At 55.5% G+C, this 22,366-nt stretch carries 18 protein-coding genes and 4 pseudogenes; 15 read left to right on the top strand and 7 right to left on the bottom strand.

The window, feature by feature from the left end; genetic code table 11:
• Positions 1-53 precede the first annotated feature (53 nt).
• The 6 genes from N8E88_RS04490 to N8E88_RS04465 all read left to right on the top strand — a co-directional run bounded on the left by N8E88_RS04490 (position 54) and on the right by N8E88_RS04465 (position 6,835).
• Positions 54-1,415 (top strand): amidohydrolase family protein, encoded by a 1,362-nt coding sequence (locus tag N8E88_RS04490; RefSeq protein WP_262290840.1) that lies wholly within the window; start codon positions 54-56, stop codon positions 1,413-1,415.
• Between the two features lie 379 nt (positions 1,416-1,794).
• Positions 1,795-2,835, top strand: coding sequence for an extracellular solute-binding protein (locus N8E88_RS04485; RefSeq protein ID WP_262290839.1), 1,041 nt, complete (start codon positions 1,795-1,797; stop codon positions 2,833-2,835).
• Positions 2,836-2,852: 17 nt separating this feature from the next.
• Positions 2,853-4,031: a M24 family metallopeptidase gene (locus N8E88_RS04480; RefSeq protein WP_262290838.1), complete on the top strand. Its 1,179-nt coding sequence runs from the start codon at positions 2,853-2,855 to the stop codon at positions 4,029-4,031.
• Positions 4,028-4,957 (top strand): ABC transporter permease, encoded by a 930-nt coding sequence (locus tag N8E88_RS04475; RefSeq protein WP_262290837.1) that lies wholly within the window; start codon positions 4,028-4,030, stop codon positions 4,955-4,957. The genes N8E88_RS04480 and N8E88_RS04475 overlap by 4 nt, the downstream gene beginning before the upstream one ends.
• Complete coding sequence (locus tag N8E88_RS04470) at positions 4,954-5,766, top strand: ABC transporter permease (protein ID WP_262290836.1); 813 nt, start codon at positions 4,954-4,956, stop codon at positions 5,764-5,766. The genes N8E88_RS04475 and N8E88_RS04470 overlap by 4 nt, the downstream gene beginning before the upstream one ends.
• Before the next feature lie 94 nt (positions 5,767-5,860).
• Positions 5,861-6,835: an ABC transporter ATP-binding protein gene (locus N8E88_RS04465; protein WP_262290835.1), complete on the top strand. Its 975-nt coding sequence runs from the start codon at positions 5,861-5,863 to the stop codon at positions 6,833-6,835.
• A 164-nt stretch (positions 6,836-6,999) separates the two neighbouring features.
• Here the strand turns inward: N8E88_RS04465 and N8E88_RS04460 are convergent.
• Positions 7,000-7,464: pseudogene (locus N8E88_RS04460) on the bottom strand (Lrp/AsnC family transcriptional regulator).
• Between the two features lie 145 nt (positions 7,465-7,609).
• On the opposite strand from N8E88_RS04460, the pseudogene N8E88_RS04455 reads away from it, so the two are divergent.
• The 3 genes and pseudogenes from N8E88_RS04455 to N8E88_RS04450 form a co-directional block, all read left to right on the top strand.
• Positions 7,610-7,970, top strand: a pseudogene (locus N8E88_RS04455) (alanine racemase); the annotation flags it as partial.
• Between the two features lies 1 nt (position 7,971).
• Positions 7,972-8,112 (top strand): annotated as a pseudogene (locus N8E88_RS31710) (D-amino acid dehydrogenase); the annotation flags it as partial.
• A gap of 557 nt (positions 8,113-8,669) precedes the next feature.
• Positions 8,670-9,695, top strand: coding sequence for an NAD(P)-dependent oxidoreductase (locus tag N8E88_RS04450; protein WP_262290834.1), 1,026 nt, complete (start codon positions 8,670-8,672; stop codon positions 9,693-9,695).
• A gap of 504 nt (positions 9,696-10,199) precedes the next feature.
• On the opposite strand, the gene N8E88_RS04445 is transcribed toward N8E88_RS04450, so the two are convergent.
• Entirely contained in the window at positions 10,200-10,661 is a 462-nt protein-coding gene (locus N8E88_RS04445) for an Lrp/AsnC family transcriptional regulator (protein ID WP_262290833.1), read from the bottom strand.
• Positions 10,662-10,784: 123 nt separating this feature from the next.
• Here N8E88_RS04445 and alr point away from each other — a divergent pair, with 123 nt between their 5' ends.
• From alr to N8E88_RS04425, 4 genes are all read left to right on the top strand, one after another.
• Positions 10,785-11,915, top strand: coding sequence for an alanine racemase (alr, locus tag N8E88_RS04440; protein ID WP_262290832.1), 1,131 nt, complete (start codon positions 10,785-10,787; stop codon positions 11,913-11,915).
• A gap of 24 nt (positions 11,916-11,939) precedes the next feature.
• Positions 11,940-13,196: a D-amino acid dehydrogenase gene (locus N8E88_RS04435; protein WP_262290831.1), complete on the top strand. Its 1,257-nt coding sequence runs from the start codon at positions 11,940-11,942 to the stop codon at positions 13,194-13,196.
• A 37-nt stretch (positions 13,197-13,233) separates the two neighbouring features.
• Positions 13,234-13,614 carry a RidA family protein gene (locus N8E88_RS04430; protein WP_262290830.1) on the top strand — a complete coding sequence of 127 codons (381 nt, stop codon included), beginning with the start codon at positions 13,234-13,236 and terminating at the stop codon, positions 13,612-13,614.
• A 128-nt stretch (positions 13,615-13,742) separates the two neighbouring features.
• On the top strand, positions 13,743-15,218 hold the full coding sequence (locus N8E88_RS04425) for an NAD-dependent succinate-semialdehyde dehydrogenase (protein WP_262290829.1): 1,476 nt from the start codon (positions 13,743-13,745) through the stop codon (positions 15,216-15,218).
• 340 nt (positions 15,219-15,558) lie between these two features.
• Here N8E88_RS04425 and N8E88_RS04420 read toward each other — a convergent pair whose 3' ends face one another.
• The 4 genes and pseudogenes from N8E88_RS04420 to N8E88_RS04405 form a co-directional block, all read right to left on the bottom strand.
• Entirely contained in the window at positions 15,559-15,987 is a 429-nt protein-coding gene (locus tag N8E88_RS04420) for an ABC transporter permease family protein (protein WP_262290828.1), read from the bottom strand.
• 33 nt (positions 15,988-16,020) lie between these two features.
• A pseudogene (locus tag N8E88_RS04415) lies at positions 16,021-17,461 on the bottom strand (MFS transporter).
• Positions 17,462-17,684: 223 nt separating this feature from the next.
• A complete protein-coding gene (locus N8E88_RS04410; RefSeq protein WP_262290827.1) occupies positions 17,685-18,782 on the bottom strand; it encodes an IS1595 family transposase in 1,098 nt (365 codons plus the stop codon).
• 193 nt (positions 18,783-18,975) lie between these two features.
• Positions 18,976-19,569, bottom strand: a complete 594-nt coding sequence (locus tag N8E88_RS04405) for a DUF6088 family protein (RefSeq protein ID WP_262291094.1) — start codon at positions 19,567-19,569, stop codon at positions 18,976-18,978.
• A 690-nt stretch (positions 19,570-20,259) separates the two neighbouring features.
• Between N8E88_RS04405 and N8E88_RS04400 the strand changes: the two genes are divergently transcribed.
• A complete protein-coding gene (locus tag N8E88_RS04400; RefSeq protein ID WP_262290826.1) occupies positions 20,260-20,958 on the top strand; it encodes a dimethylsulfonioproprionate lyase family protein in 699 nt (232 codons plus the stop codon).
• 49 nt (positions 20,959-21,007) lie between these two features.
• Here N8E88_RS04400 and N8E88_RS04395 read toward each other — a convergent pair whose 3' ends face one another.
• Positions 21,008-21,670 carry a S41 family peptidase gene (locus N8E88_RS04395; RefSeq protein ID WP_262290825.1) on the bottom strand — a complete coding sequence of 221 codons (663 nt, stop codon included), beginning with the start codon at positions 21,668-21,670 and terminating at the stop codon, positions 21,008-21,010.
• Between the two features lie 185 nt (positions 21,671-21,855).
• Here N8E88_RS04395 and N8E88_RS04390 point away from each other — a divergent pair, with 185 nt between their 5' ends.
• Positions 21,856-22,245, top strand: a complete 390-nt coding sequence (locus tag N8E88_RS04390; RefSeq protein ID WP_262290824.1) for a hypothetical protein — start codon at positions 21,856-21,858, stop codon at positions 22,243-22,245.
• Positions 22,246-22,366 lie beyond the last annotated feature (121 nt).

Here is a 22,366-nt window from a genome sequence, read left to right as displayed (position 1 = left end):
TTGGCGAAACTACGACCGAGCAAGCTATCTGAAGATCGCGGAGGACTAATAACATGACAAGCCATCTGGATCATTTGGCGCTCTTCTCATCCAGGCAGGAACCGGAGTTCGCAACAATATTCAAAGCGGTGGACGCTTTACCAATCGATGACACTCATTGCCATGCAATCAGCGATGAAGACGCCATTACCACGCCAAAGCGCTACTTGGAGCGCATCTCCTTGGCTGGCATGCCGACTGCAGCCTACTTTCCACGCGGGATTTACACGCAGTGGCTGACCGGTGATGACGCTATCCGGCATGATCTGGACAAGAAATACGATATTCAGAGCAAAGTGGACGGTATTACGTACGATATCTCGCAAGGCGTGTTCATTAAATTTCTCGTTAAGGAACTTGCCCAATTCCTAGGCTGCGAACCGACTCTGGATGCCGTGATAGAGGCTCGGAACGAGCGCGGGAAGAATTACTGGTCTTACGTGAACAGCCTTTTCCGAGATGCCAATATTCAGAACATCATGCTGGACACTGGATATCACGAGGACAAAGGCCCGGCAGCGATCAGTCGCTTCGAAGAAGCGATCTTACCCTGCCGTACGCATCGCATCAGTCGTATCGAAGAAATCCAGAGAGAGTTTTTCCATCTGGATATTTCCTTTGATGAATTCGAGCAAAGGTTCATCAGGCGGTTGCACGAAATCCTCGACGGTGAAGGCAACTACGGGAAGAAGTCGTTCGGCATGAAGTCCTATCTCCTTCCCTTCATTGGCCTTATCAGACCGCTGCACGATCGCGGGCCTGCCAATGCCTCCTGGGAGGCACTCAGGAGTTCTTTCCACAAACTTCCAGATATGGACCGAGAGTCCTCGGCCCAAATCACTAAGGATTTGCGCCGCTACACCTTTACGCTAGCACTTGAAGAGTGTCTCAAGCGGGACATGCCCATGCAAATCCATACAGGCGATGGTGAAGCCCCGGACGTAATTCTGCGCAACCAAGATCCATTCTATCTTGAAGAGGTTGTTAGGTTTGATAGCGACAACATGATGCGGATGCCAAAAATTATTCCTCTTCACGCTGGATACCCGTCCGTAGGTAAGGCGGCTTGGCTAAGTCATTTGTACCCGAACTGCTATTTTGAGTTGTCGGTCATGACGCCTCACGTCCACCAGAATCTCTATCAAAGATATTTGCAGGTGATGGAAGTCGTTCCTCTTTCGAAAATCCTGTATGCGAGCGACGCCTATCATATCCCGGAATTATACTGGCTCGGTGGCCGCTGGGGAAAACGCTACCTTTCAAAAGCTCTCACCGACCTGGTGGTCGGCGGAAGTCTTTCGATGGAGGAAGCGATCGAGGCAGCAAAGATGATTCTCTACAAGAACAACAGGGCTGTATACAACCTCGATATTTGATCGGCACTATGCAACTCGGCGCCGCAAGGACCGCGGACCCAACACTTCCTGTCGCGCATTTTGTGCGCGCCAGCGCTCATAAGCAGTCACACTTTTCGTTTCGCACGAGAAGCCATCTTGTTTCCAAATGTAGGCGGCGCAATCCAAAGTAAAAGCGGCTCGTTTATGTCACCAACGCGCATAGGAGCCCTGGAACAAGACGCCGACCCTGCCGCGTTACCACATTGCGCGAGCAATGCGCTCTCATTCTTGCAGAATTTCTGCGCAAAGTCACCTCGAATGCATGAGGTGTGCGTCCAGGACCGCAAATTCGCGGTAAACCGCGAAATGGCTGATGTATAATTTCTCATGGCCATTTTAACAAGGGGAGCGCAACGCCATGCGTCGTAGAACATTCATCAGTCTGTCAGTGGCCTCAGCCCTCGCCGCTCCGAGCATTCTTCGAGCCCAAGGCAAATCCTTGTCGGGCATCACATTGCAGATCAATGGATATGGGGGAGACTATGACCGACTGATGACAAAGTTTATTTCGGAGCCCCTTCTCGAGCGGACCGGACTCAAAGTCGTGTTCACACCCGGAGCGAGTCAAGCCGCGGTCGCCAAAGTAATCGCAACTCCGGACAATCCGCCATACGACATCATTCTGTGCGATAGCCCATCTTTGCCTGAGTTGATTGCAGCCGGCGTGATCGAGCCAATTTCCAAAGACACTGTACCGAGTGTTTCAAGGCTGCTGCCGGGGATGCGCGAATTCGCCGACTACGGTGTACCGATTGCCGTGGCATCCATGGTTTTGGCGTACAACACAGATCATGTGAAGGAGCGGCTGACCTCTTACGTGGATTTAGCACGCCCGGCGCTCAAAGATCGAGTCGGGATGTTTAATCTCGAGAATACCGGCGGTCTACTCTTTTTGATAGCACTAGCCGAGGGTAACGGCGGCGGAATGGACAGCATCGATCCAGGGTTCGCCGCTTTAGCAAAGATTGCGCCGAACGTAGCATCTACAACGCCGTCTACAGTAAATTTACAGCAACTTTTCCAACAGGAGGAGGTATGGGCCGGCGGTCTTTGGGACGGTCGCGTTCATGCATTGCGCATTGCGGGTATGCCTTTGGAACTGGTAGCGCCGACCGAGGGTTTGTACTCAGTTCGCTCATACTTTAATCCCGTCAAGAACTCAAAGCACCCCGAGGCAGTAACAGCTTTCATTGAGCAGGCAATGTCTGGCGAACTCGTCCGCGAGATCGCAAAGTTTTTCCGCTTTGGCCCGACGACCGACGTCCAACTCCCCGAGGACGTGGCAAATACGATCTTAACCTACGGCGAGCGTGCAAAAATGATCAAACCAATAGACTGGAAAAAGGTCGCGGAAAATCGCGCTTCCTGGTTCGCTCGGTTCAATCGTGAGATGCGCTAACTATTGTGGGGTAACGGATGCCAGCTCTTTATTTCACCGAAGCCGAATACAAGTACCGGTTATCAGCAACAAATCAAGAGATGCAGAGGTCCGAATTCGACACTCTCATTCTGTCGGATCCTGCTAACATTTTCTACTTGAGCGGCTTTGATGCATGGTCATTTTATACACCGCTCTTCCTCATCGTGTCGTGTGATCTGGAAGAGCCTATCTGGATTGGTCGCTTCCAGGACGCGGTGTCAGCTCGCGACACCACCTATATGAAAGACGAGAATATCTGCGCCTACCCAGATCACTACGTTCAATCCAGCACCTACCACCCTGCTGAACCAGCCTCGTGCATCTTGAGGGAACGCGGGCTCGACCGAGGCGTATTCGCCGTGGAGATGGGTGCCTACTACTACACCGCTCGCATACACGCGGAATTCGTACGACATATTCCGAACGCTCGGTTCGCGGACGGCGAACTACTTGTAAACAGGGTGCGCCTGATCAAGAGCGATGCGGAGCAGGCATACGTGCGTCAGGCTGGGCAAATTGCGGACGCAGCAATCGCGGCCGCAATCGACAAGTGTGCGCCGGGAATACGCGAATGTGACGTAGTCGCAGAAATTTACAAGACACAAATCTCCGGCACGCCGGAATTCGGTGGCGTTTACACGACAAGTCCCCCGCATTTCTGCGCTGGAGAGAGAGTCCGAACTCCTCATGGTTTGTGGACTGACCAGCCGCTTCAGAGTGATAGTGCCTTGAACATCGAGATTGCTGGCTCGCGTCTTCACTACCACTGCCCGATCTCGCGAACAGTCTATCTCGGTCGCACCCCCGAAAGCTACATTCGTCTAGCGGGTGCAGTGGTGGAAGGTCTTAACGCCACGATGGATCATATCAAGCCTGGAATGACAGCCGAGGAAGTGGAGTTAGTTTGGCGGAGATCCATCGCAAAGTACGGCTTCGAGAAGGAGGCCCGGCTTGGCTACTCGATCGGGCTTGGCTTCCCGCCGACATGGGGTGAGAGAACTGCAAGCCTGCGTCCCGGAGACGAGACGGTTCTCCAACCTGGCATGGCTTTTCATTGCATGTCCGGTTTGTGGCTCGAAACCGCTGGAATTGCGATCACTCAATCGTTTCTAGTGACTAAAGAAGGGAATGAACCTCTTACTCAGTACGACCGGTCGCTTGCAGCGAAGACATGACGCAAGTCCTCGAAAATGACTCTTCACTAACGTGGTCCTATATGAACGTTACATCGCAAACGCCCTTGGTGCCAAAAGATCGACAGCGACTCTGGTTCGCCGCCCTGATAGCGCTTCCCGGCCTGTACCTGTCGGTATTCCTTATCCTGCCATTCTTCGGACTGGTAAGAACTAGCCTTTATCCGGGTGAACGGTCGCTCGGAGCCGAAGGTTTCAGCCTGATGCAGTTTCGATTGCTTCTATCTGATAGCACCTTCTTTTCGGTTCTCATCGAAACATTAGGTTTGGGACTATCTGTATCTGCCATTTGTGCAGTTCTCGGCTTCCCTGTTGGATACTCGCTGGCGAGGCTCTCCACAAAGAAGCGGCGCTGGCGACTGATCGCGGTCGTTCTGCCCATGACGCTCAGCTTGGTCGTGGTAGTCTTCGGTTGGTTGGTGGTCCTCGGGCGGTCCGGCATGATAAACGACATACTTTTGGCACTTGGGATTGTGGAGTCACCTGTCCGCATGGTGTTCAATCACGGATCGGTTATTTTCGTCCTCGTTCAACAGTTTCTACCGTTCATGATTCTCTCAGTGATGGGTGTTGTATCGCAAATCGATACGGTGCTTGAGGAGGCTTCCGCAAATCTTGGTGCCAATAGGCTTACGACCTTCAGACGAGTCATAATTCCGATTGCTGCCCCTGGCATCGCCTCCGGGATGTTGTTGGTATTCATCCTGACGATTTCGGCATTCATCACGCCCAGACTTGTAGGTGGTAACCGCGTGCAGATGATTGGCGCAATGATCTACGAGCAGATCATGGTGCTCTTGAACTGGCCTTTGGGTGCGGCCATGTCGATCATTCTACTTGTGATGACCATCCTTTTACTGTCATCCATCAGGGGAGCCAATGTGATGATGAGGAAGGTCGGACGATGACCAGCCAGCATGATCTCTCCGACAGGGTGTTACACTATGGGGGTCTCGCTGTCCGGGGATTTGTCTATTTAATGATGCTTACCCCGGCGGTCATTGTCATAGGAGCATCGTTCAACTCAGGCGAACTGTTAAAGTTCCCGCCCCAGGGCTTCTCCTTTCGCTGGTACGCGCAGGTGTGGCAGAACCAGCAATTTATGGTCGCCCTATGGACCAGCGCGTACCTGGCGGTTTTTGCGACAATTGCTTCCCTTGTGCTTGGCTTCGCCAGTGCCTTTGTGCTGGATCGTTTCAAGTTCCCCTTGAGCTCGCTGTTCGCATCTCTGCTCCTCTCTCCGATCATAATTCCGATGGTCGTGTTGGGCTTGGCGCTTCTTCAGTTGTTCTCGTGGCTCGGCCTCAGTCAGTCGTTCACCGGTCTATTCCTGAGCCATGTTTTGATCATGCTGCCCTACGTCGTACGCACATTGTCTACGGGCATAAGCTTGATCAACAAAACACTGGAAGAGGCGGCATTGAACCTCGGGGCGTCACCGCTTCGAACGACGCTGCGCGTATCACTTCCACTGCTCATGCCGAGTCTCGTCGCCGCCGCGGTTTTCGCCTTCGTCACCTCATTCGGGAACGTCACACTATCGGTGTTTCTAGCAAGTGCTTCAACGATTACCCTTCCAGTACAGATTTTTGCATTTGTCGAAAGCAGCTACGACCCGACAGTTGCCGCGGTTTCCAGCATCGTTATCGCGGTTACTCTTGGAGTAATCCTGCTGATCGAAAAACTCGTTGGCGTCAGCCAGGTTGTGGGCCGCTAAAGGAAGATATATGACATCCCAATCTGTCGTTTCCCTCCGGAACATTCGGAAAACCTATGGCGATTATGTCGCCGTCGAGGATTTTTCTCTGGATATGCATCATGGCGAGATCGTCTGTCTGCTTGGGCCGTCTGGATGCGGCAAGACGACAACGCTTCGAATGGTGGCGGGATTTGTTGAGCCAACGAGCGGGATGGTTCTCATTTCCGGCAACGACGTTACCGTTGCTCCGCCTTATCGGCGAGATACGGGTATGGTATTCCAAAGCTACGGCTTGTTTCCGCATATGACTGTGGAGCAGAACATTGCCTTCGGTCTGGACAACCGAAAAATGGACAAGACGGCAAAGCGCCAGCGCGTCGACGAAATGCTCAATTTGACCGAGCTAGCAGCCCTGCGGCAACGTTATCCGAAGGAACTATCAGGAGGCCAACAACAGAGGGTGGCGCTAGCTCGTGCCCTCGCGGTTAGGCCGGCGGTATTGCTTTTGGACGAACCGTTTTCCAACCTGGACGCACAACTCCGATTACGCTTGCGTGAGGAAATGCACGCGCTCATCAAGCGGGTGAACATAACGACCCTCTTTGTCACGCATGACCAGGAAGAGGCCTTGGCTATCGCGGATAAAATTGTTGTCATGAGTAAAGGTGCCGTTGAGCAGACGGGTACACCCTCAGAAATATACGACGAGCCGAAGACAAGATTCGTAGCCGAATTCATCGGCGCTTGCAACGTGGTCCCGGCCAAGGCTGACTCAAGCGGCCATTTGGTCTTGGATGCCGAACTAAGACTGCCCTTCGACGCGCCTGCAGGCGAGTCCATAGCGGTGGTCAGACCCGAAGCAATAAAACTGGCGACCGGTCAGGATAAGGAGCCGGTGTTCAAAGCGACCGTCGTGAGCAGCAGTTATCTTGGGTACGCTTACCGAACTGTTATCAGGATCGGTTCAATCAATCTCCTAATGGATGGCCGCTTCCCAAGCGAAATCAGTCCCGCACCGGGCGCGTCGCTTTCGGTCACCATTGATCCTCGTCGAGTGAAAATCTTGACTCCCGGTGGCAAGCAATAGCTAAAAATCGATGTCACTGAACGCAAGCGATACGCCATTCAGCATACAATGGTGAACGCCCAAGACGCTCGTTCCAGTTCGCCGGTCGAGACCGCGGACACAAAGACGAGTACTTTGAGCCGCTTTAGCTATTTGGCTTAATCTTTCCCGTTGTCATGATGGGTCTACCGCCGTTGCCTAGCGCGCGCTGCCAGGACCGTCTCGGATCGAAAAACTCGAATGGATTCTCAATACGCCCGGCAGCGTCGAGAGGACTTCCTTGTGGATCCGTTCGAACGCCCCGGCATTCTCGGCGTCGACCCGCAATATATAGTCTGAACCACCGGTCATCAGGTAGCATTCCCTGGTTTCAGGGTGTTTTCGGACGGCCGCCTCGAACCGGTCGAGGTAGTCTTCCGTTTGCCGCTCAAGCGTGATGTTGATGATCACGCCGATTGTAGAGTCTGACTGGGTCGCGTCGATCAAGACTGTATAGCCGCGGATAATACCGGCCTGCTCCATAAGTTTGATACGCCTCAGACACGCCAACGGCGAAAGGCCGACTTCAGCGGCAAGTTTGGCGTACTGACCCGAGCATCGACCCGAAGTAATCTCAGGATGTTACGGTCGATATTGTCCAAAGCCATCATAGCATAAAGCTCCGCAGAAGTAGTCGAACATGCGAATTTATCGCCAATTTAAAACGATCAACGTCACTTATGCGAGCAATTTCGCTCGTTATCTCATAAGTTCGCTCTCGCGTTAAGAGGGAGTGCGCACATGGTCCGCGTTATCGGCATGCCGGAGAAAGCCAACGCATATGGCCTTGGTGCGGAGCGCGTGGCTCCCGCCCTTGATCGCTTGGGCTGCCGGCACTTCTTCGTTGCGCAGTTTGCAGAAGCCTCGAGATTGCGTCCACTGCTCGCCGCAGATGCACAGATTTTTCAGCTCAACCGTTTGCAGCGGGGCAATGCGGAGCCTTGCGCTGAGGGCGGCATCATTCCGGTTCTGAATTCACTCGAGCAATGGCAGTGCTGGCGAGTGACTGCAAAGCGCCTCTACCGCACTCTCCCTCGCCGTGCTCCAGTTCGACACGGGCATGTCGCGGCTTGACGTGCCTCCTGAAGAGCGGGACGCTTTCGCGCTAGAACTGGGGCTATTCGCCGCTGCTGCTTAAGCGCTATGACATCATGCTGCCGGTCTACCCGGTCAAGGGCTTTTCCTTGACGATTCCGATTACCGACACCTCGCGCGCTCCGGAAACGACGATCATGTACGAGATCTACAAGATCGCCATCTGTGGTCCATGACGACGACGCGCTTGCCCTGATCCGTCGTTCCGTTCTTGCAAACTTGCCTCTCTTGGTACACTATTCATCTACTGGTTCCTCCTCACTAACCTCATGGCACCTTGCGTTGCCTTGCATGGATGCTGAGGCTGAAAGCTAGGGATGCGGGCGGTATTCACTTATTTGAATCGTGAAGCAGCGATTTTTGCACGGAAGCTGCGTTGCCGGCCAGATGGGTTGTAGGGCGGGTCTGGCCCGGCAGATTCGACGCCGGCTTTCAGACCTCCACTGGGTTATGCCACGCGCGTTACCACGCAGCCCTTTCCTCGAAGCCTCGGTGGAATAACCGATGCTTGCTTTCCAAAATCCTACTCCCCAAAAATTGGCTTCGACGCAGACAATACCAGGTGCCGCGGAATTTCCACGGAATCGCGTTTGAATTGCAATATTTCATCGACAGAGGCTGCGCATTTAGGAAGTTCAGCCGCGACCAGCGATTAGAGTGAGTGGATATCTATCTTTTCGAACTGGGATTGAGACGAGTCTACTTGCGGGGATGAAACGTTATGAAGGTTCTTTGCCTGTGGCACGCTACGTACAGCGAGTTGGCCCAAATCAGAAGTTCTCTTCCAGAAAAAACGGAAGTGATAGCACCGAGAGGAGAGTATTTTTCTCGGTTTGAGGCCAGCTTCTCGGATGTGGCTCCTCATGCTATTGATGCGGATGTCTTTATAGGGTTTGCCCTTCCGAAAGGAATTCTGGAGATTGCCGAGAAGCTAAAGTTCTTCTGCTGGCTACACTCCGGCTGTGATGATCTGGATCATATCGGAGCACTCTCGCAGTTTAGACAGGGTGGCGTCAAGCTCGCAAACATACGAGGCGCGAACGCCGTTGCCGTCGCGGAGCAAGCGATGATGTTCGTTTTGGCACTCGCAAAAAAAGCGGTTTTCAAACATCAGGTGGCTCAAGAGGGCAGAAGGTTGTTCCCTTTGTACGCCGACGAGTATCGCTCGGCGATGCTCTCCGGCCGCACTATTGGAATTATCGGTATTGGAAGTATCGGAAGCCGCATAGCGAGACATGCGAAAGGGTTCGACATGACTGTTCTGGGCGTCCGACGCAACAAGGATCAGCCGGTTGAGCACGTCGACTCGATGTATGGGATTGATGAGTTACACTCGGTTCTTGCAAAATGCGACTACGTCGTTTTGGCAGCACCAAGCACGAACGAAACTGCACAGTTCTTCGGTAGGCCCGAAATCGCGGCTATGAAGAGAACTGCCTTTCTGATCAACGTTTCTCGGGGTAGCTTGGTGCAGGAGCAAGCACTTCACGAGGCGCTTACCTCTGGTCTCCTGCGCGGCTATGGCGCGGACGTATGGCATCGATACGAATATGGTCGAAGCTTTCCCATGGGCTTCCTGCCGAGATTAGAAGTCCACAAGCATCCCAACGTGATTTGCTCAAACGACCAAGCGGCGAACGCCGACGACGTTCTCGAGCGCAATATACAGTGGGGAACGCAAAGCGTTTGCGATTACATCGAAGGAAAGCCAATTTCCCGTGAGGTTAATTTAAAACTCGGCTATTGATTCAGAGCCATCCGCAACAAATAGCCTTCTTACCTTCCTATTTCGATGGGAAGCGGCGAGCTCGTTTGGCAGAAGGAATGGCCCAGCGTTGCGCAAGTAGCTTCCCCTACGTATGATCAATCGTCATCAGGACCAATGGTCCAGTCGCGCAGGCGCTGCCGTTCCCGGTAGTGCTGGTTCAGTCCTATTCGGGGGAGTGCGCTTGAAAAGGGCTGCTGTCGGCACCTGTTCGACACAGGTGCGCGGAGCCAACCGGCCATCATGCGCCCTGGTGAGTTTGAAAATCGCAGCCATGTGCGCACGCAAGTCTGGCGCAGATTAGGACATCGTAATTCACTCCCCTCGATGCTGGCATCACATGATCGCATCTCTGGAAGAGCTCAAGCGTGCCGATCGCCATTTATCTGCTATGAATACATATGCATCAGCGATTCCGCGGCGGAAGATCTGAGCGGTTGGTCGAGGCGGGTAGCAACGAGGGCTACCATTCTTGATCGATGTTGATCAGCGACCTGTCCTCAGGGAGGCCAGAACATTTCGGATCGAAAAGCTGGAGTGAATCCGCAGGACGCCGGGCAGCGTAGACAGAATTTCCTTGTGGATGCGCTCAAATTGGCCAGCATTTTCTACATCCACCCGTAGCATGTAGTCCGAACCGCCGGTCATCAAATAGCACTCACGGATCTCGGGGCTTTTACGGACAGCGGCTTCAAATCGGTTGAGGTATTCCTCAGTCTGCCGCTCCAGCGTGATGTTGATTATCACCGCTATCATCGCTTCGACATTCGATGTGTCGATAAGCGCAGTATAGCCGCTAATGACGCCCGCCTTTTCCATCAGCTTGATCCGTCTCAGGCAGGCCGAGGGCGACAGCCCGATTTCCGCCGCCACGGCCGCATTGCTCATGCGCGCATTGACACGGAGAAGCCGTAAGATATTCCGGTCGATCTTATCCAAGGTAGCCATAACACATTATTCCAAAATACCAACGTTTCTTCCAATAATCCGGAATTTATGCAATAATCAATCACTGATAGGCTGACAATTGCGCGGTTCCTTCAATAGGTTCGCTCCGATACGGAGACGGACATGGACAGCCCGATTTTACATCAGCCCCGCCACAGAACCAGCATCGACCCCGCTTCAGGCTATCTGACGATCGATCTTGGCGCTCTTGCCCGCAATTACGAGAAGCTGTCGATGGAGGTTGCACCGGCGCGTGCGGCTGCCGTCGTCAAGGCCGACGCTTATGGACTCGGCGCCGAACAAGTCGCCAAGACGCTTTATGCCCACGGCTGTCGCCATTTCTTCGTGGCACATTTCGTTGAAGCCTTGGGCCTTAGGCCTCTTCTTTCCCGCGACGCACAGGTCTTTGTGCTGAATGGATTGCTGCCCGGCAATGAGATTGCCTGCGCCGAAGGCGGCATCATCCCCGTGATCAATTCTCTGGAACAGTTGCAGCAATGGAGAAATGCCGCCCAGCGGCTTCATCGCCGCCTGCCGGCCGTGCTGCAATTCGACACAGGCATGTCACGTCTGGGCGTTCCGCCAGAAGAACGAACGGCCCTCGCCGCTACTTTGAAAACCTGCGGTATGGTCGATATCCTGTTCATCATGAGCCATCTAGCCTCCGCCGACGATGCGGAGAGCGAGCAGAATGGCGACCAGCTCGCCGAGATGAACCGCATCGCCAATGAATTCCCCGGCTTCGACATTTGCTTCGCCAATTCCGGCGGCATCTTTCTCGGCCAGTCCTATCACGGCGTCCTCACCCGGCCTGGCATCGCGCTTTACGGTGGCGCACCAACAGCCTGCGGGCCGAACCCGATGGAGCCGGTCGTCCGGCTCGATGTCGCCGTGGTGCAAACGCGTACCGTGCCGTCCGGCGCGCGGGTCGGCTATAGCGGCACCCATGTCACCCAGGGCGAAACCCGACTCGCCGCCATTGCCGCAGGCTATGCCGACGGCCTGTTGCGTAGCCTGAGCAGCAAGGGAGCGGTCTATTGCGATGGCGTGCGCTTGCCTGTCGTCGGGCGCGTCTCGATGGACAGCATTACCATCGACATTACCGCACTGCCGAAAGGCCGGCTGACGCTGGGCAGTCTTGTGGAAGTCATTGGCCCGCATCAGTCGATCGAGGACATTGCGCGCGATGCCGGAACCATCTCCTATGAAATCTTGACCAGTCTCGGCCACCGATATCAGCGGCGATATCGCTGATCATTTCTTTCCAGTGAGGAAATTATGAAAGTCATTGTTCTGGGCGCCGGCATCATCGGCGTGACCTCCGCTTATCAGCTCGCCAAGGCAGGACACGAGGTTATCGTCATTGATCGCCAGGAAGGTCCGGCACTGGAAACGAGCTTTGCGAATGCCGGAGAGGTATCCTTCGGCTATTGCTCGCCTTGGGCAGCGCCCGGCATTCCTCTGAAGGCAATGAAATGGCTGATCATGGAGCACGCGCCGTTGGTCCTGCGCCCTAAGGTCGACGCAGCCATGCTCTCCTGGCTGGTGAGGATGCTCTCCAACTGCACCTCTGAGCGCTACGCCATCAACAAGAGCCGTATGCTGCGTCTGGCAGACTACAGCCGCATTTCGCTTGCTGATGTGCGCCAGGAAACCGGTATTGCCTATGACGAACGCATGCAGGGGACGTTGCAGCTCTTCCGAACCCAGGCACAGCTCGATGCCTCGGGCAAGGACGTCAAGGCTCTGGCCACCGACGGTATACCCTATGAGGTTCTTGATCGCGACGGCTGCATTCGTGCCGAACCGGCGCTGAACCATGTGCGCGAAAAGATCGTCGGCGGTCTGCTGACGCCGAAGGACGAGACCGGCGACTGTTTCAAGTTCACCAACGCATTAGCCAAAATTGCAGAACGCATCGGTGTCCGCTTCGTGTACAACACGGTCGTCAAACGGCTCGATGTCGAGGGAGGGCGGCGCGTGCGCGGGGTTGCGACGAACCGCGAACGAATAATAAGCGCAGATGCGGTCGTGGTGGCATTCGGCAGCTATTCGCCCCTTTTCTTGAAGCCCTACGGCATCAAACTGCCCGTCTACCCGGTCAAGGGCTATTCATTGACTGTTCCGATCCTCGACGCCTCGCGCGCGCCGGAATCGACGGTTATGGACGAGACCTACAAGATCGCCATCACGCGGCTTGGTGACCGCATCCGCGTCGGCGGCATGGCGGAAATCTCTGGCTACACCAACGATCTCGGACAGGCCCGCCGGAAAACGCTCGAGCATTCCGTCATGGATCTTTTTCCCGGGGGGGACGCCAGCACGGCCACCTTCTGGTCTGGCCTTAGGCCGATGACGCCGGATGGTACCCCGGTGATCGGCCCGACAAAAATCGCGGGCTTGTTTCTCAACACCGGCCACGGCACGCTTGGCTGGACGATGAGTTCCGGCTCGGCCCGCGTCATTGCCGATCTCGTCTCCGGTAGCAAGCCGGAAATCGACGCCACCGATCTGGCAATGAGCCGCTACGCGTGAGCAAACATCACATTAATCACCTATGGAGGACTGACCTTTGATCGAACAAGTTTCCACCCCGGATGCTCCGGAGACTGTCGGCCCCTATTCTCAGGCAATCAAGGTCGGCGACCTGTTGTTCGTGTCCGGGCAGTTGCCAATCGATCCCGCTTCGGGCGAATTCAACTCCACCAACGCCGTTGAACAGGCCGAGCAGTGCCTCAAAAACCTTGCCGCGATTGCAAGGGCCGCAGGCACCGAATTGTCAAAAACTGTCAAGACGACCGTGCTCCTGACGGACCTCGGCGACTTTGCGGAGGTCAATCGCGTCTATGCCGGCTTCTTCACAATGCCCTATCCCGCGCGCGCCTGTTACGAAGTAAAGGCGTTGCCAAAGGGGGCGACAGTTGAAATCGAGGCGGTTATCGCTCTCAAGTAGCCGGGCAATTGCGGCAGGCGGCCCACAATGGAAAATGCCGAAGCGATCATATATGTCCTGGCTTCGGCCCTTCCCTTCCGCATACCCTTACGGAAGCTGCCAGTTCAAACTATGAGGAGGAACACGGGATGACCGTGATGCAGTCGCTAACAAGGCATCTCATAAATCCCGAGCGGTTTCGCCATTTGGCTTCTGTGGCTGGCCCGACCACTCCGGATTCCACGAAGCGCTTTCCAGTCTTCAATCCCTCCACAGGGGAGCTGTTGGCAGAACTTCCGGACATGGGCGCTGAGGATGTTACCAAAGCGATTGACAAAGCTCATGCCGCCCAAGGACATTGGGCCGGGCTCACGGCCCGAGAGCGCTCGGATGTCTTATGGAAATGGCATCAACTGATCCTCGAGAACAGCGACGATCTCGCTGCAATCCTGACGGCCGAAATGGGAAAACCTCTGGCTGAAGCGAAGTCCGAAATCGCCCATGCAGCAGCCTATCTCCAATGGTATGCAGAAGAGGCAAACCGCATTTATGGCGAGACGATCTCGGCACCCTCAAACGACAGGCGGCTGCTGGTGATCAAGCAACCGGTCGGTGTGGTCGGTGCAATTACGCCCTGGAATTTTCCAGCGTCGATGGTCGCCCGCAAAATCTCGCCGGCGTTGGCTGCTGGCTGTACCGTTATCCTGAAGCCTGCGGAGCAAACACCTCTTATCGCCGGCGCCATGTTCGTGCTTGCTCAGACGGCTGGCTTTCCCGAGGGCGTCCTCAATCTGATCTACGCGTCGGAAGGTGACGCGGTTGGCCGCGAACTGTGCTCCAACCCTAAGGTCCGCAAGATCAGTTTCACAGGATCGACCGAGGTCGGACGGCTGCTCATGCGGCAATGTTCGGATCAGATAAAGAGGATAAGCTTCGAGCTCGGAGGCAACGCCCCCTTCATCGTCTTTGATGATGCGGACATCGATGCTGCCGTCGATGGTGCGATACAGGCGAAGTTTCGCAACGCCGGGCAAACTTGCGTCTCCGCCAATCGCCTGTACGTCCAGTCCAAAGTGTACGATGAGTTCACGCAGAAGTTCACCGAGCGTGTCCGGGGCCTGCAGGTTGGCGATGGCTTCGATCCGGATGTCGCGATCGGTCCACTGATCGACACATATGCGCTGGCGAAGATCGAAGCGCATGTGGATGATGCCGTTCGAAAAGGAGCGAAGATCGAATGCGGTGGCGTCCGCGTCGGCGGCTCCGGAACGTTCTTTGTGCCCACCGTAATCAAGGACGTGGTCAGCACCATGCGGCTGGCTCAGGAGGAGACCTTTGGCCCGTTAGCGCCGATCATCCGCTTTGAAGATGCCGAGCAGGTCGTTCGCGAAGCCAATGACACCATCTACGGTCTCGCGGCATACTTTTATGCGTCCAACCTCAAGCGCGTCTGGCGCGTCGCTGAAGCTCTGGAATATGGCATGGTCGGCATAAACACAGGCCGTATGTCATCCGAGGCAGCCCCGTTCGGCGGCATCAAGCAATCAGGTATTGGCCGAGAAGGATCCCATCACGGGCTGGAGGATTATCTCGAGATGAAGTATCTCTGCATGGGCGGGCTCTAAAACAGTGGCGAAGCCGTTCCTTCCCGGGCAAAACTAGTGCGACGGTCGCTTAGTGCCGGTGACAAATTCACTCTTGGTCTCGGTGGCTGCAGATCTGACTCGAGTGGGTGTCGTCGGGGCAGAAATTTGAGCGCCTCGGAATCAGGCTACTGCCACGCCGCGAGGCCTGCAACCCAATAACGTGCTGGTCGAAACTTTAGCATAGGACATCTCTTGCTGGATGCTGAAAGAACATCGGGTCTCAGAAGAGTGAAGTCTGCATTCGGGATCGACCGTTTCCTCGGCCCAATTACGCCCTCGGCTCTCGTGAATTAATTACGGATGGTCGAAAAGGCGGACGTCAGAAGTCGGGCATCCGGCGTGATGGTTGGCGTGGAGGCGAACAGAAAGTCGTCCCAGCCGCGATGAACAGCAGAAGAAACGTTACTGCGCAGCCCGGCATGGTGACCGGAAAGATGATCCTGAACATAGTGTCAAGCAGACTGTATCCGTCCATCGCCGCCGCTTCGTCGAGTTCCTTGAGAATCGCCTTGAAGTAGGAGAACAATGTTAGGACCGCGACTGGGATGAAGTCCTTGTAGGCAAGAAAGACCGGTCCGACGGTCACCATTCCCGGGATCGCGATGGTCGCGACCAGGATCCCGTAGAGGATGGTCTTGCCGACGCAGATGCCGCCAGGGACGGTTGCGGTCAGCGCGGCGGTGCCTGCGCGAGGACTGTGTGCCCAGCGTCCGCCAGTTTTCCTGGCACCGAAGCCCACGGTATGCACACTAGTTCATTGGCTGATAGTTTCATCGCAACGTCACCTCGGAAGACGTGAAACGAGTGTAACTGGTTGCGCACGGTCACGGGCTGCTTCGGTCGTCCGCTCAATCGAAAGCGTTGTATGCGGAGAATGCTCTCCATCATGCAGCGCGAGAAGATGCTGGCCTAGTTCGTTATCCGCTGCCGTGAGCCGATGATTCAGTCGAAGAAAGGCCATCCAGGTTGGCGTGCGGAATGTCTCGGTCCAAAATGAAGGCGTTTGGAGGTTGCGCTGGAGCGTCCAGTTTCTAGCACCGGCGCGGCTCTGAACGTGCCGCCTTGCGCGCATGCAATCCAGGAAGGCGTCGATATTCTCCTCGGATATGGAATACTCCACTCGGGCAACGATGGGGCCACTTCTGGACGTCAGATCGAGCGCCAGCTCCGGAGGGTGAAAATCCGCGCTTTCTTGATCCGCTTCTTTCCAAGGACGTGTCGGCAACAGTATTCCGGCTGCTGCAACCAGCAACAAAGTCCCTGCGGCGCCCTCCAAAGCCCAGGCCAAGGAGTAGTTCTGGGCGACAGCACCCCAGATCCAGCTGCCGGCAGCCATACCGCCAGCACTCAAGGCGTAGTAGATCGAGAGCGTACGGCCGACAACCCACCTTGGGCTTGCCAGCTGCACCGACACGTCAATGCCCGTCCAGGTGATAAGCCAACCCGCGCCGCCGAGTGCCAGCGAAATCGCAGCCACAGCGACCGACGATGTAAGGGCCAAGGAAAGGCAACATGCAGCACAAGCTACGGAGGCGAGCACGCACAGCCTATGTTGAGATATGATCCGCCTAAGGAAGCCGTTGCTCATGCCCGCGATGAAAGCACCCATGCCGAACCCGGCCAATAGAATGCCGTAGACGATGGGCCCGCTTTTCAACTGATCTCGGACGACCAGAGGCAGCAGCGCGAGGATGGAGATGCTTGCCAATCCAAAAAATGCTGCACGGAAGATCGCCGCCCTGATCTCCAAGGAAATCACCGTGAAGCGCACCCCGTCGTGAATAGCTGTCGTCATTGTCTCACGAGGGAGAGGAGAAGAGCGAACTTGCCATTTGGTGCGCCATATTGCGACTCAGAGGCGCGAGATTACTCAGCGCGGCTAAGGCGAAAGCGGCCAGAGGACCAAAGAAGGCCAGGATCACGCCCCCCAAAGCCGGACCAACGCTGCGCACAACGTTATATCCGACAGACATAAGCGTTACCGCAGCCGGAATGTCGCGCTTGTCAAGGAGGTCGCCAACGGAAGCGTGCCAGGCCGGATCATTCAAGGCGAAACCGCAGCCGGCCAAGAAGCCTAATGCGAGAATTAGCCAGGGACTGACAAATCCCAGACCCACGGAAATCATCAGCGTCGTTGATGCCAATGCTATCAGGCAATGCCCTGCAAACATCACCCTTCGGCGGCTGAAGTTGTCGGCACTCGAGCCGCTGAAGTAGGGCAGAACCGAATGATGGGATCGCCTTTCGGGATCTTATTTAGGTTCAAAGTTTCAAAACGCCGCGCTCCCGTTTGGAAGCGCGGCGTTTTAACGATACGGCTGATACGCTATCAGGAGGCTGCCCATTCGGACCACGCTTCAGTAATTCTGCTAGGGTAGCCCTTCTCTTTACAACGAGCGCCCGATAAAATCACCGTTTGTTCTCCCTCCGCGTTGTGGGCCTTTATCAACCAAAGGCAGCTACAGTTGATTTGATAATGAGCCCGCCGTCCGGGCTTCTGCGCATCTGACGTCCCGTGGCCGCGCGAAAAACGTTCAGAAGTTGCAGCGCGGGTGGCACCCGTGACCAGAGAGTTCGCATGGTTTCCCGGCCGTGCCGAGTTTTCCGGACCACACTTCCGGTTACAACACGCTGGGACCAGCGAAAGCCGATCTCATGGAAATACAGATCCGCATGTTGTGGACTGATGTGATGAAAAACACCGGCGATGGTCCGCCTGACGCGGGAGTTGAACCCCTCGGTCGAATTGACGTGGACATTCCCACGGGCATATTCACCGCTGGAATGATTCACGGTTTCATGTCCGGCAAAACTTTCACCGATGGCCATGAATGCCTTTGCCTCGTCGCTCATCAAATGCGCGTCCGGTTCAATCTGCGTTTCAATAGCACGCTCGGCCGCACGCAAGGAAAGACCTGTCACAACCGCGGCCCGCGCATCGCCGGCCAGAGTGCCGGGGACTATATCAGAGGGTCGTTGTACCATCGCTATAATCGGGGTTTTCTCCGTGTTTGCCTGACCTTTCCGTCCCCGTCCCGGAGGAGGTTCGTCCCGCTGCTTCCTCGCTCGGCCGCCGAGATAGAAATGGTCGATCTCTACTGTGCCATCGAGCATATTCTCCCGCGCCACCATGAGACGCAACGCATGTCCCATACGCCAGGCCGTCGGCTGGCTTACCCCGACGATTTCGGCCAGCCGTACCGAGGACAGACCCTTGTCCGACTGGAGCATCAGCCACATGGCCTTCAGCCAGACACGCAAGGGCAGTTTTGTTGCGTGCAATGGCGTGTGTGTCGTCACGGTGAACTGGAAGCGGCATTCGCCATTGGAACATTGATAGAGACCTGGACGAGCCCGCCGTTTACTCGTGTTCCGCCCGGCAATGGCTATCGAGTGTCGATAGCCACAGGAAGGGCAAATTCTGCCTTCCGGCCACACCATGCTTTCCAGCAATCTGCGGCAATGTTTCTCATCATGGAAGGTTGCAACCATTTCATCAACCGTCCGGATGCCGGATAGCACGTCGAGTATCGGTTCAGCCATTTTCATCTCCTGAAGGATCAACCTAAGAATCGCATAAGAATCAAATGGTTACAAGGATAATGCTGCCTTTGGTTGATAAAGGCCCCGTTGTTTGGCGTACTCTTGACGCTATACCCTCGTATTGGCAACGCCTCGGCCAGCACCCGTCTCGCCAAAGAGAGCCGCTTGATCGTCAGATGGAAGAAGAGCGAGCTTATCCATCGATCTCATCCGATGCTGCGCTGGCGATCGAGACCAGCGTCGGCCGCATCCACGCGGGAGCCTGGATCGCATTGGATGCGAGCGTCTTCTTGTCGCTGGTCGACAACCGACGCGACGCGATCCGCGCAACGTCGGCGGCACGTACCGCCCCCACGTGACGAAGGGCCTGGACGACTGTGCCGGCAGCACTTCCCGGAGCGATCAGATGCTTTGGCGAGGCGTGACGCAGATCGACGACGCGCTTGCCCAGTACGACGCGGCGCGACGGGCCGTCTGTCAGATAGGTGCTCTTCGCCGGCACCTGCGTTGACAGGCCAAGGGCGTTCGCCGCGCGCGCGCCGGCGATTTGCACCTGAGATCCGGTCTCCCGCGCCAACGCTTGCGCGACATCGTCGGGGGTCGGCGAAAGCGGACCAAGTTGCGGATGAACCTTCGGGAAGTCGTACAGGCCTCGCGCCAGGCGGCGCAGCTTTCCATTCTTGGCCAACCGGGAAAGGGCTTGGTCGACCGTCGACCGTGTGGCCACGTCCAGGAAGTCACTGGGCGTGAAGACGCCGCCACGCCCGCCGGCACGGGCGCGCTTCATGATCCGGCCTGGAACTGATGTCGCAACGGTTTTCATATGTCAGAAAATAGGCCATATTTTTCTGACATTCAAGTCCTCAGAAGATCGCTGTGATACGGGTCGTATGAGTGCTCAAACAACACGAACATAACGCTGAGAGCGGGCATTCGAGTATCACGGTGAAGATGGGCGGCAATCAATTCTTTGGTCGTTCAGTCCGCCGGTATGCTCTACATAGTAGCCTTCGTTCAAGATTGAGCTCGTCATGCTCCTCTACTTCTGCCTCAGAAACAGGCTTCATCCAGGTTTGACGACCCAACGGCCTGAGCCGCCGCTGTCACTGTCTGATTTCCCCAGCTTTTTGCAGATCCTTGACAGCCAGCTCCTGCATCTTCGTAGATACTTGCATGGCCTGGGCGCAATTCGTCGTTGGCGCAGGAAGTGAGGGCGTCGCGACGGAAATCATCGAGCATGCAGCCTCCCCTTGGTGTTTTTATTCTTTACCGGCCGGACCCCGGCATCCATCCATCTCACTTGACGCCTCGCAAAGTTGCGTTCCGGATGCGGGGTGGCCATCGAAGCCATACTCCCGTCACACCAGACAGGCTGGCACATCCAGAACCATTGATCCTATGCTTCAGGTTTTAGAACTGGCGTATTCCTGTCGTCTCACTAGGCTGTTTGGAAATTAACGTCGGGAATTTACTTCGCATGAATAGGGAAACGACGATCTATCGCCTCTTGGAGGAAACGGAGGCGTATCTCCGGAAGATTGAAGCCACGCTGGTCGAACCGAGCCAGCGTGATCTTGTCGTCGGTTTCGCCGAGGACTTTCATGCCGAATCCATACGGCCTGCCCTTTTGTCTCAAAGCCGATCGCAATCTGTCAGAGGGCTTCGCTACGCACCTGTGCTTTTCGATGAAAACATCGTCCGTTGTCCTGAGCTTTTCGATGCTGCGCTCGGCGCTTTTCCTTACGCCTGGTGGTCGGAATTCTATGAGGAAGCGCATTGGTCAAAGTCGTTTGTTTCACGCTTCGCAACAGGCGAGTGCATCGGCCCCACAGGTCGCTTCCGAAGTGATAGCATCATTCTGGGCCTCTTCATTCTTGGCCCAGACACGCACTACCCGGCGCATGCGCATGCTGCGGAAGAATTCTACATTGTCGTTGCCGGAGAGGCAGAATTTCAAACGGGCGCAACTTCGGATTTCATCGCCAAGCGCCAGGGCGACATCGTCCTTCACGGTAGCAACGTCAGCCCCGCAATACGGACATCGTCTCGCCCAATGTTCGCCATCTATAGCTGGCGCGGAGCGCTCGACGAGCCGAGTTGGTATCGCGACAATATGGCGGACGAGAGCGAGCCGAGGAAGTTTCCAAACTTTGTCAAAAGCAAAAGAGACCAATGACGGCGCAATCTGTCGCATGTTTCGGGCAGACCGTGTCAAAAGTCAGTGATTAATCTGCAAGCGTCATAGCCAGCGCCAGAAGTGCGTCATTTTCGCTGGTCACATGATCCCTTTTCATTTCGAACGCGATGTCAGGGGTGATCCCGATGCCTTCGAACTGATTTCCGTTGGGGAAGGTCTGCCGTTTGGCGGAAACCCAGAGCCGCATGCCATAACCGAGATCTTTGTAGAACGGCTGGCCGCTGGACCCCGCTGTCGTTTCTCCGGCGATAGTCGCTCGCCCATTATCTTTGAAGGGCATCAGGAAGTCTTCCGCGGCAGACGCGGTCTCCCGATCTACCAGAATGATGAGACGGCCACCGAAGTGGCCCGTCGCCGCGTCCCGCGTCTCGGAGGGAATTGCCAGATCCTCGTGTGCATATCCTTTTGCGATGTTCAGCCCAGTGTGCCTGGGTGTTGTCGCAGCCCATGTTCGATAAGGCCGGTCCACTAATTTGGTGAGAAGTCGGAGGGGCGTGTTCCCACCGCCATTTCCACGGAGATCAAGGATCAGGACCTTGTCTTCCTGCAATTGATCTACAAAACCGATGGCGGCATCCTCGAAAGCGTCCGCATCGAAGCTTGGAATGCGCAAGATTGAAACGGGCGAGGAAAAACGTTCAAGCGCCGGCGCGGTTGGAGGTCTTGGCAGGGCGTATTCGCCTCTCCGCACTTGGACATATTTTCCATCGGCCAGCCGAAGCGAGAAGTTGATGGAAAAAGGAAGGGGCGGCGAAACAAAATTGTCCGCGCAGCCCGAACGCTGGACGCTGCGAGGAATGGCAATTTTGATTCTGCGAATTCAGCCATCGGCACGCCTCCGAGCGCTACGATCTCTGCTCCTACGGGCACAGATGGGTGAACAGATTTAACGACGGTCCAACTCTCGGCAAGCTGGCGGACGGAAAACCCCAGAGGCTCACCGTGGGTTTGCCAGAGCCATTCGTCATCGAATGCGGTATGCCCATTGTGAAGGCAGGCCATCAGACGCATCGTTGCCAGGTCGAAATCCAGACGGGTTTTTATGGAGGCGATCTCTGCAAGGTACATATGGAACGCTTCATCGAAGTCGCAGCCGCTATGGTGATGTGCAAAGCAAAGAGCCACTGCGGTATGAATCTGTGTCGGCACGAATGCCCGCATAAAGTCCGAAATATTTATTTCCATGAGCGCCCCTTTTACCAGCAAAGGATTCCCGATCGAATGATGCCATGGTATATTTTGCCATGGCACATTTATCAGGAATAGACCGGTCGCAAGCTGCTACTGCCTGAAGTGGTGGACGATTACGTAGGCCCGGACAACCCGGTTCGGTTCATCGAAGCTTTCATCGATAGACTGGATTTGTAGGCGTCTGGATTTATACGCG

Origin of the sequence: Phyllobacterium zundukense (genome assembly GCF_025452195.1) — a bacterium.
Lineage (GTDB): Bacteria > Pseudomonadota > Alphaproteobacteria > Rhizobiales > Rhizobiaceae > Phyllobacterium > Phyllobacterium zundukense_A.
Note: the sequence above shows the minus strand (reverse complement) of the source record. Positions and strands in the feature narration are given on the sequence as shown.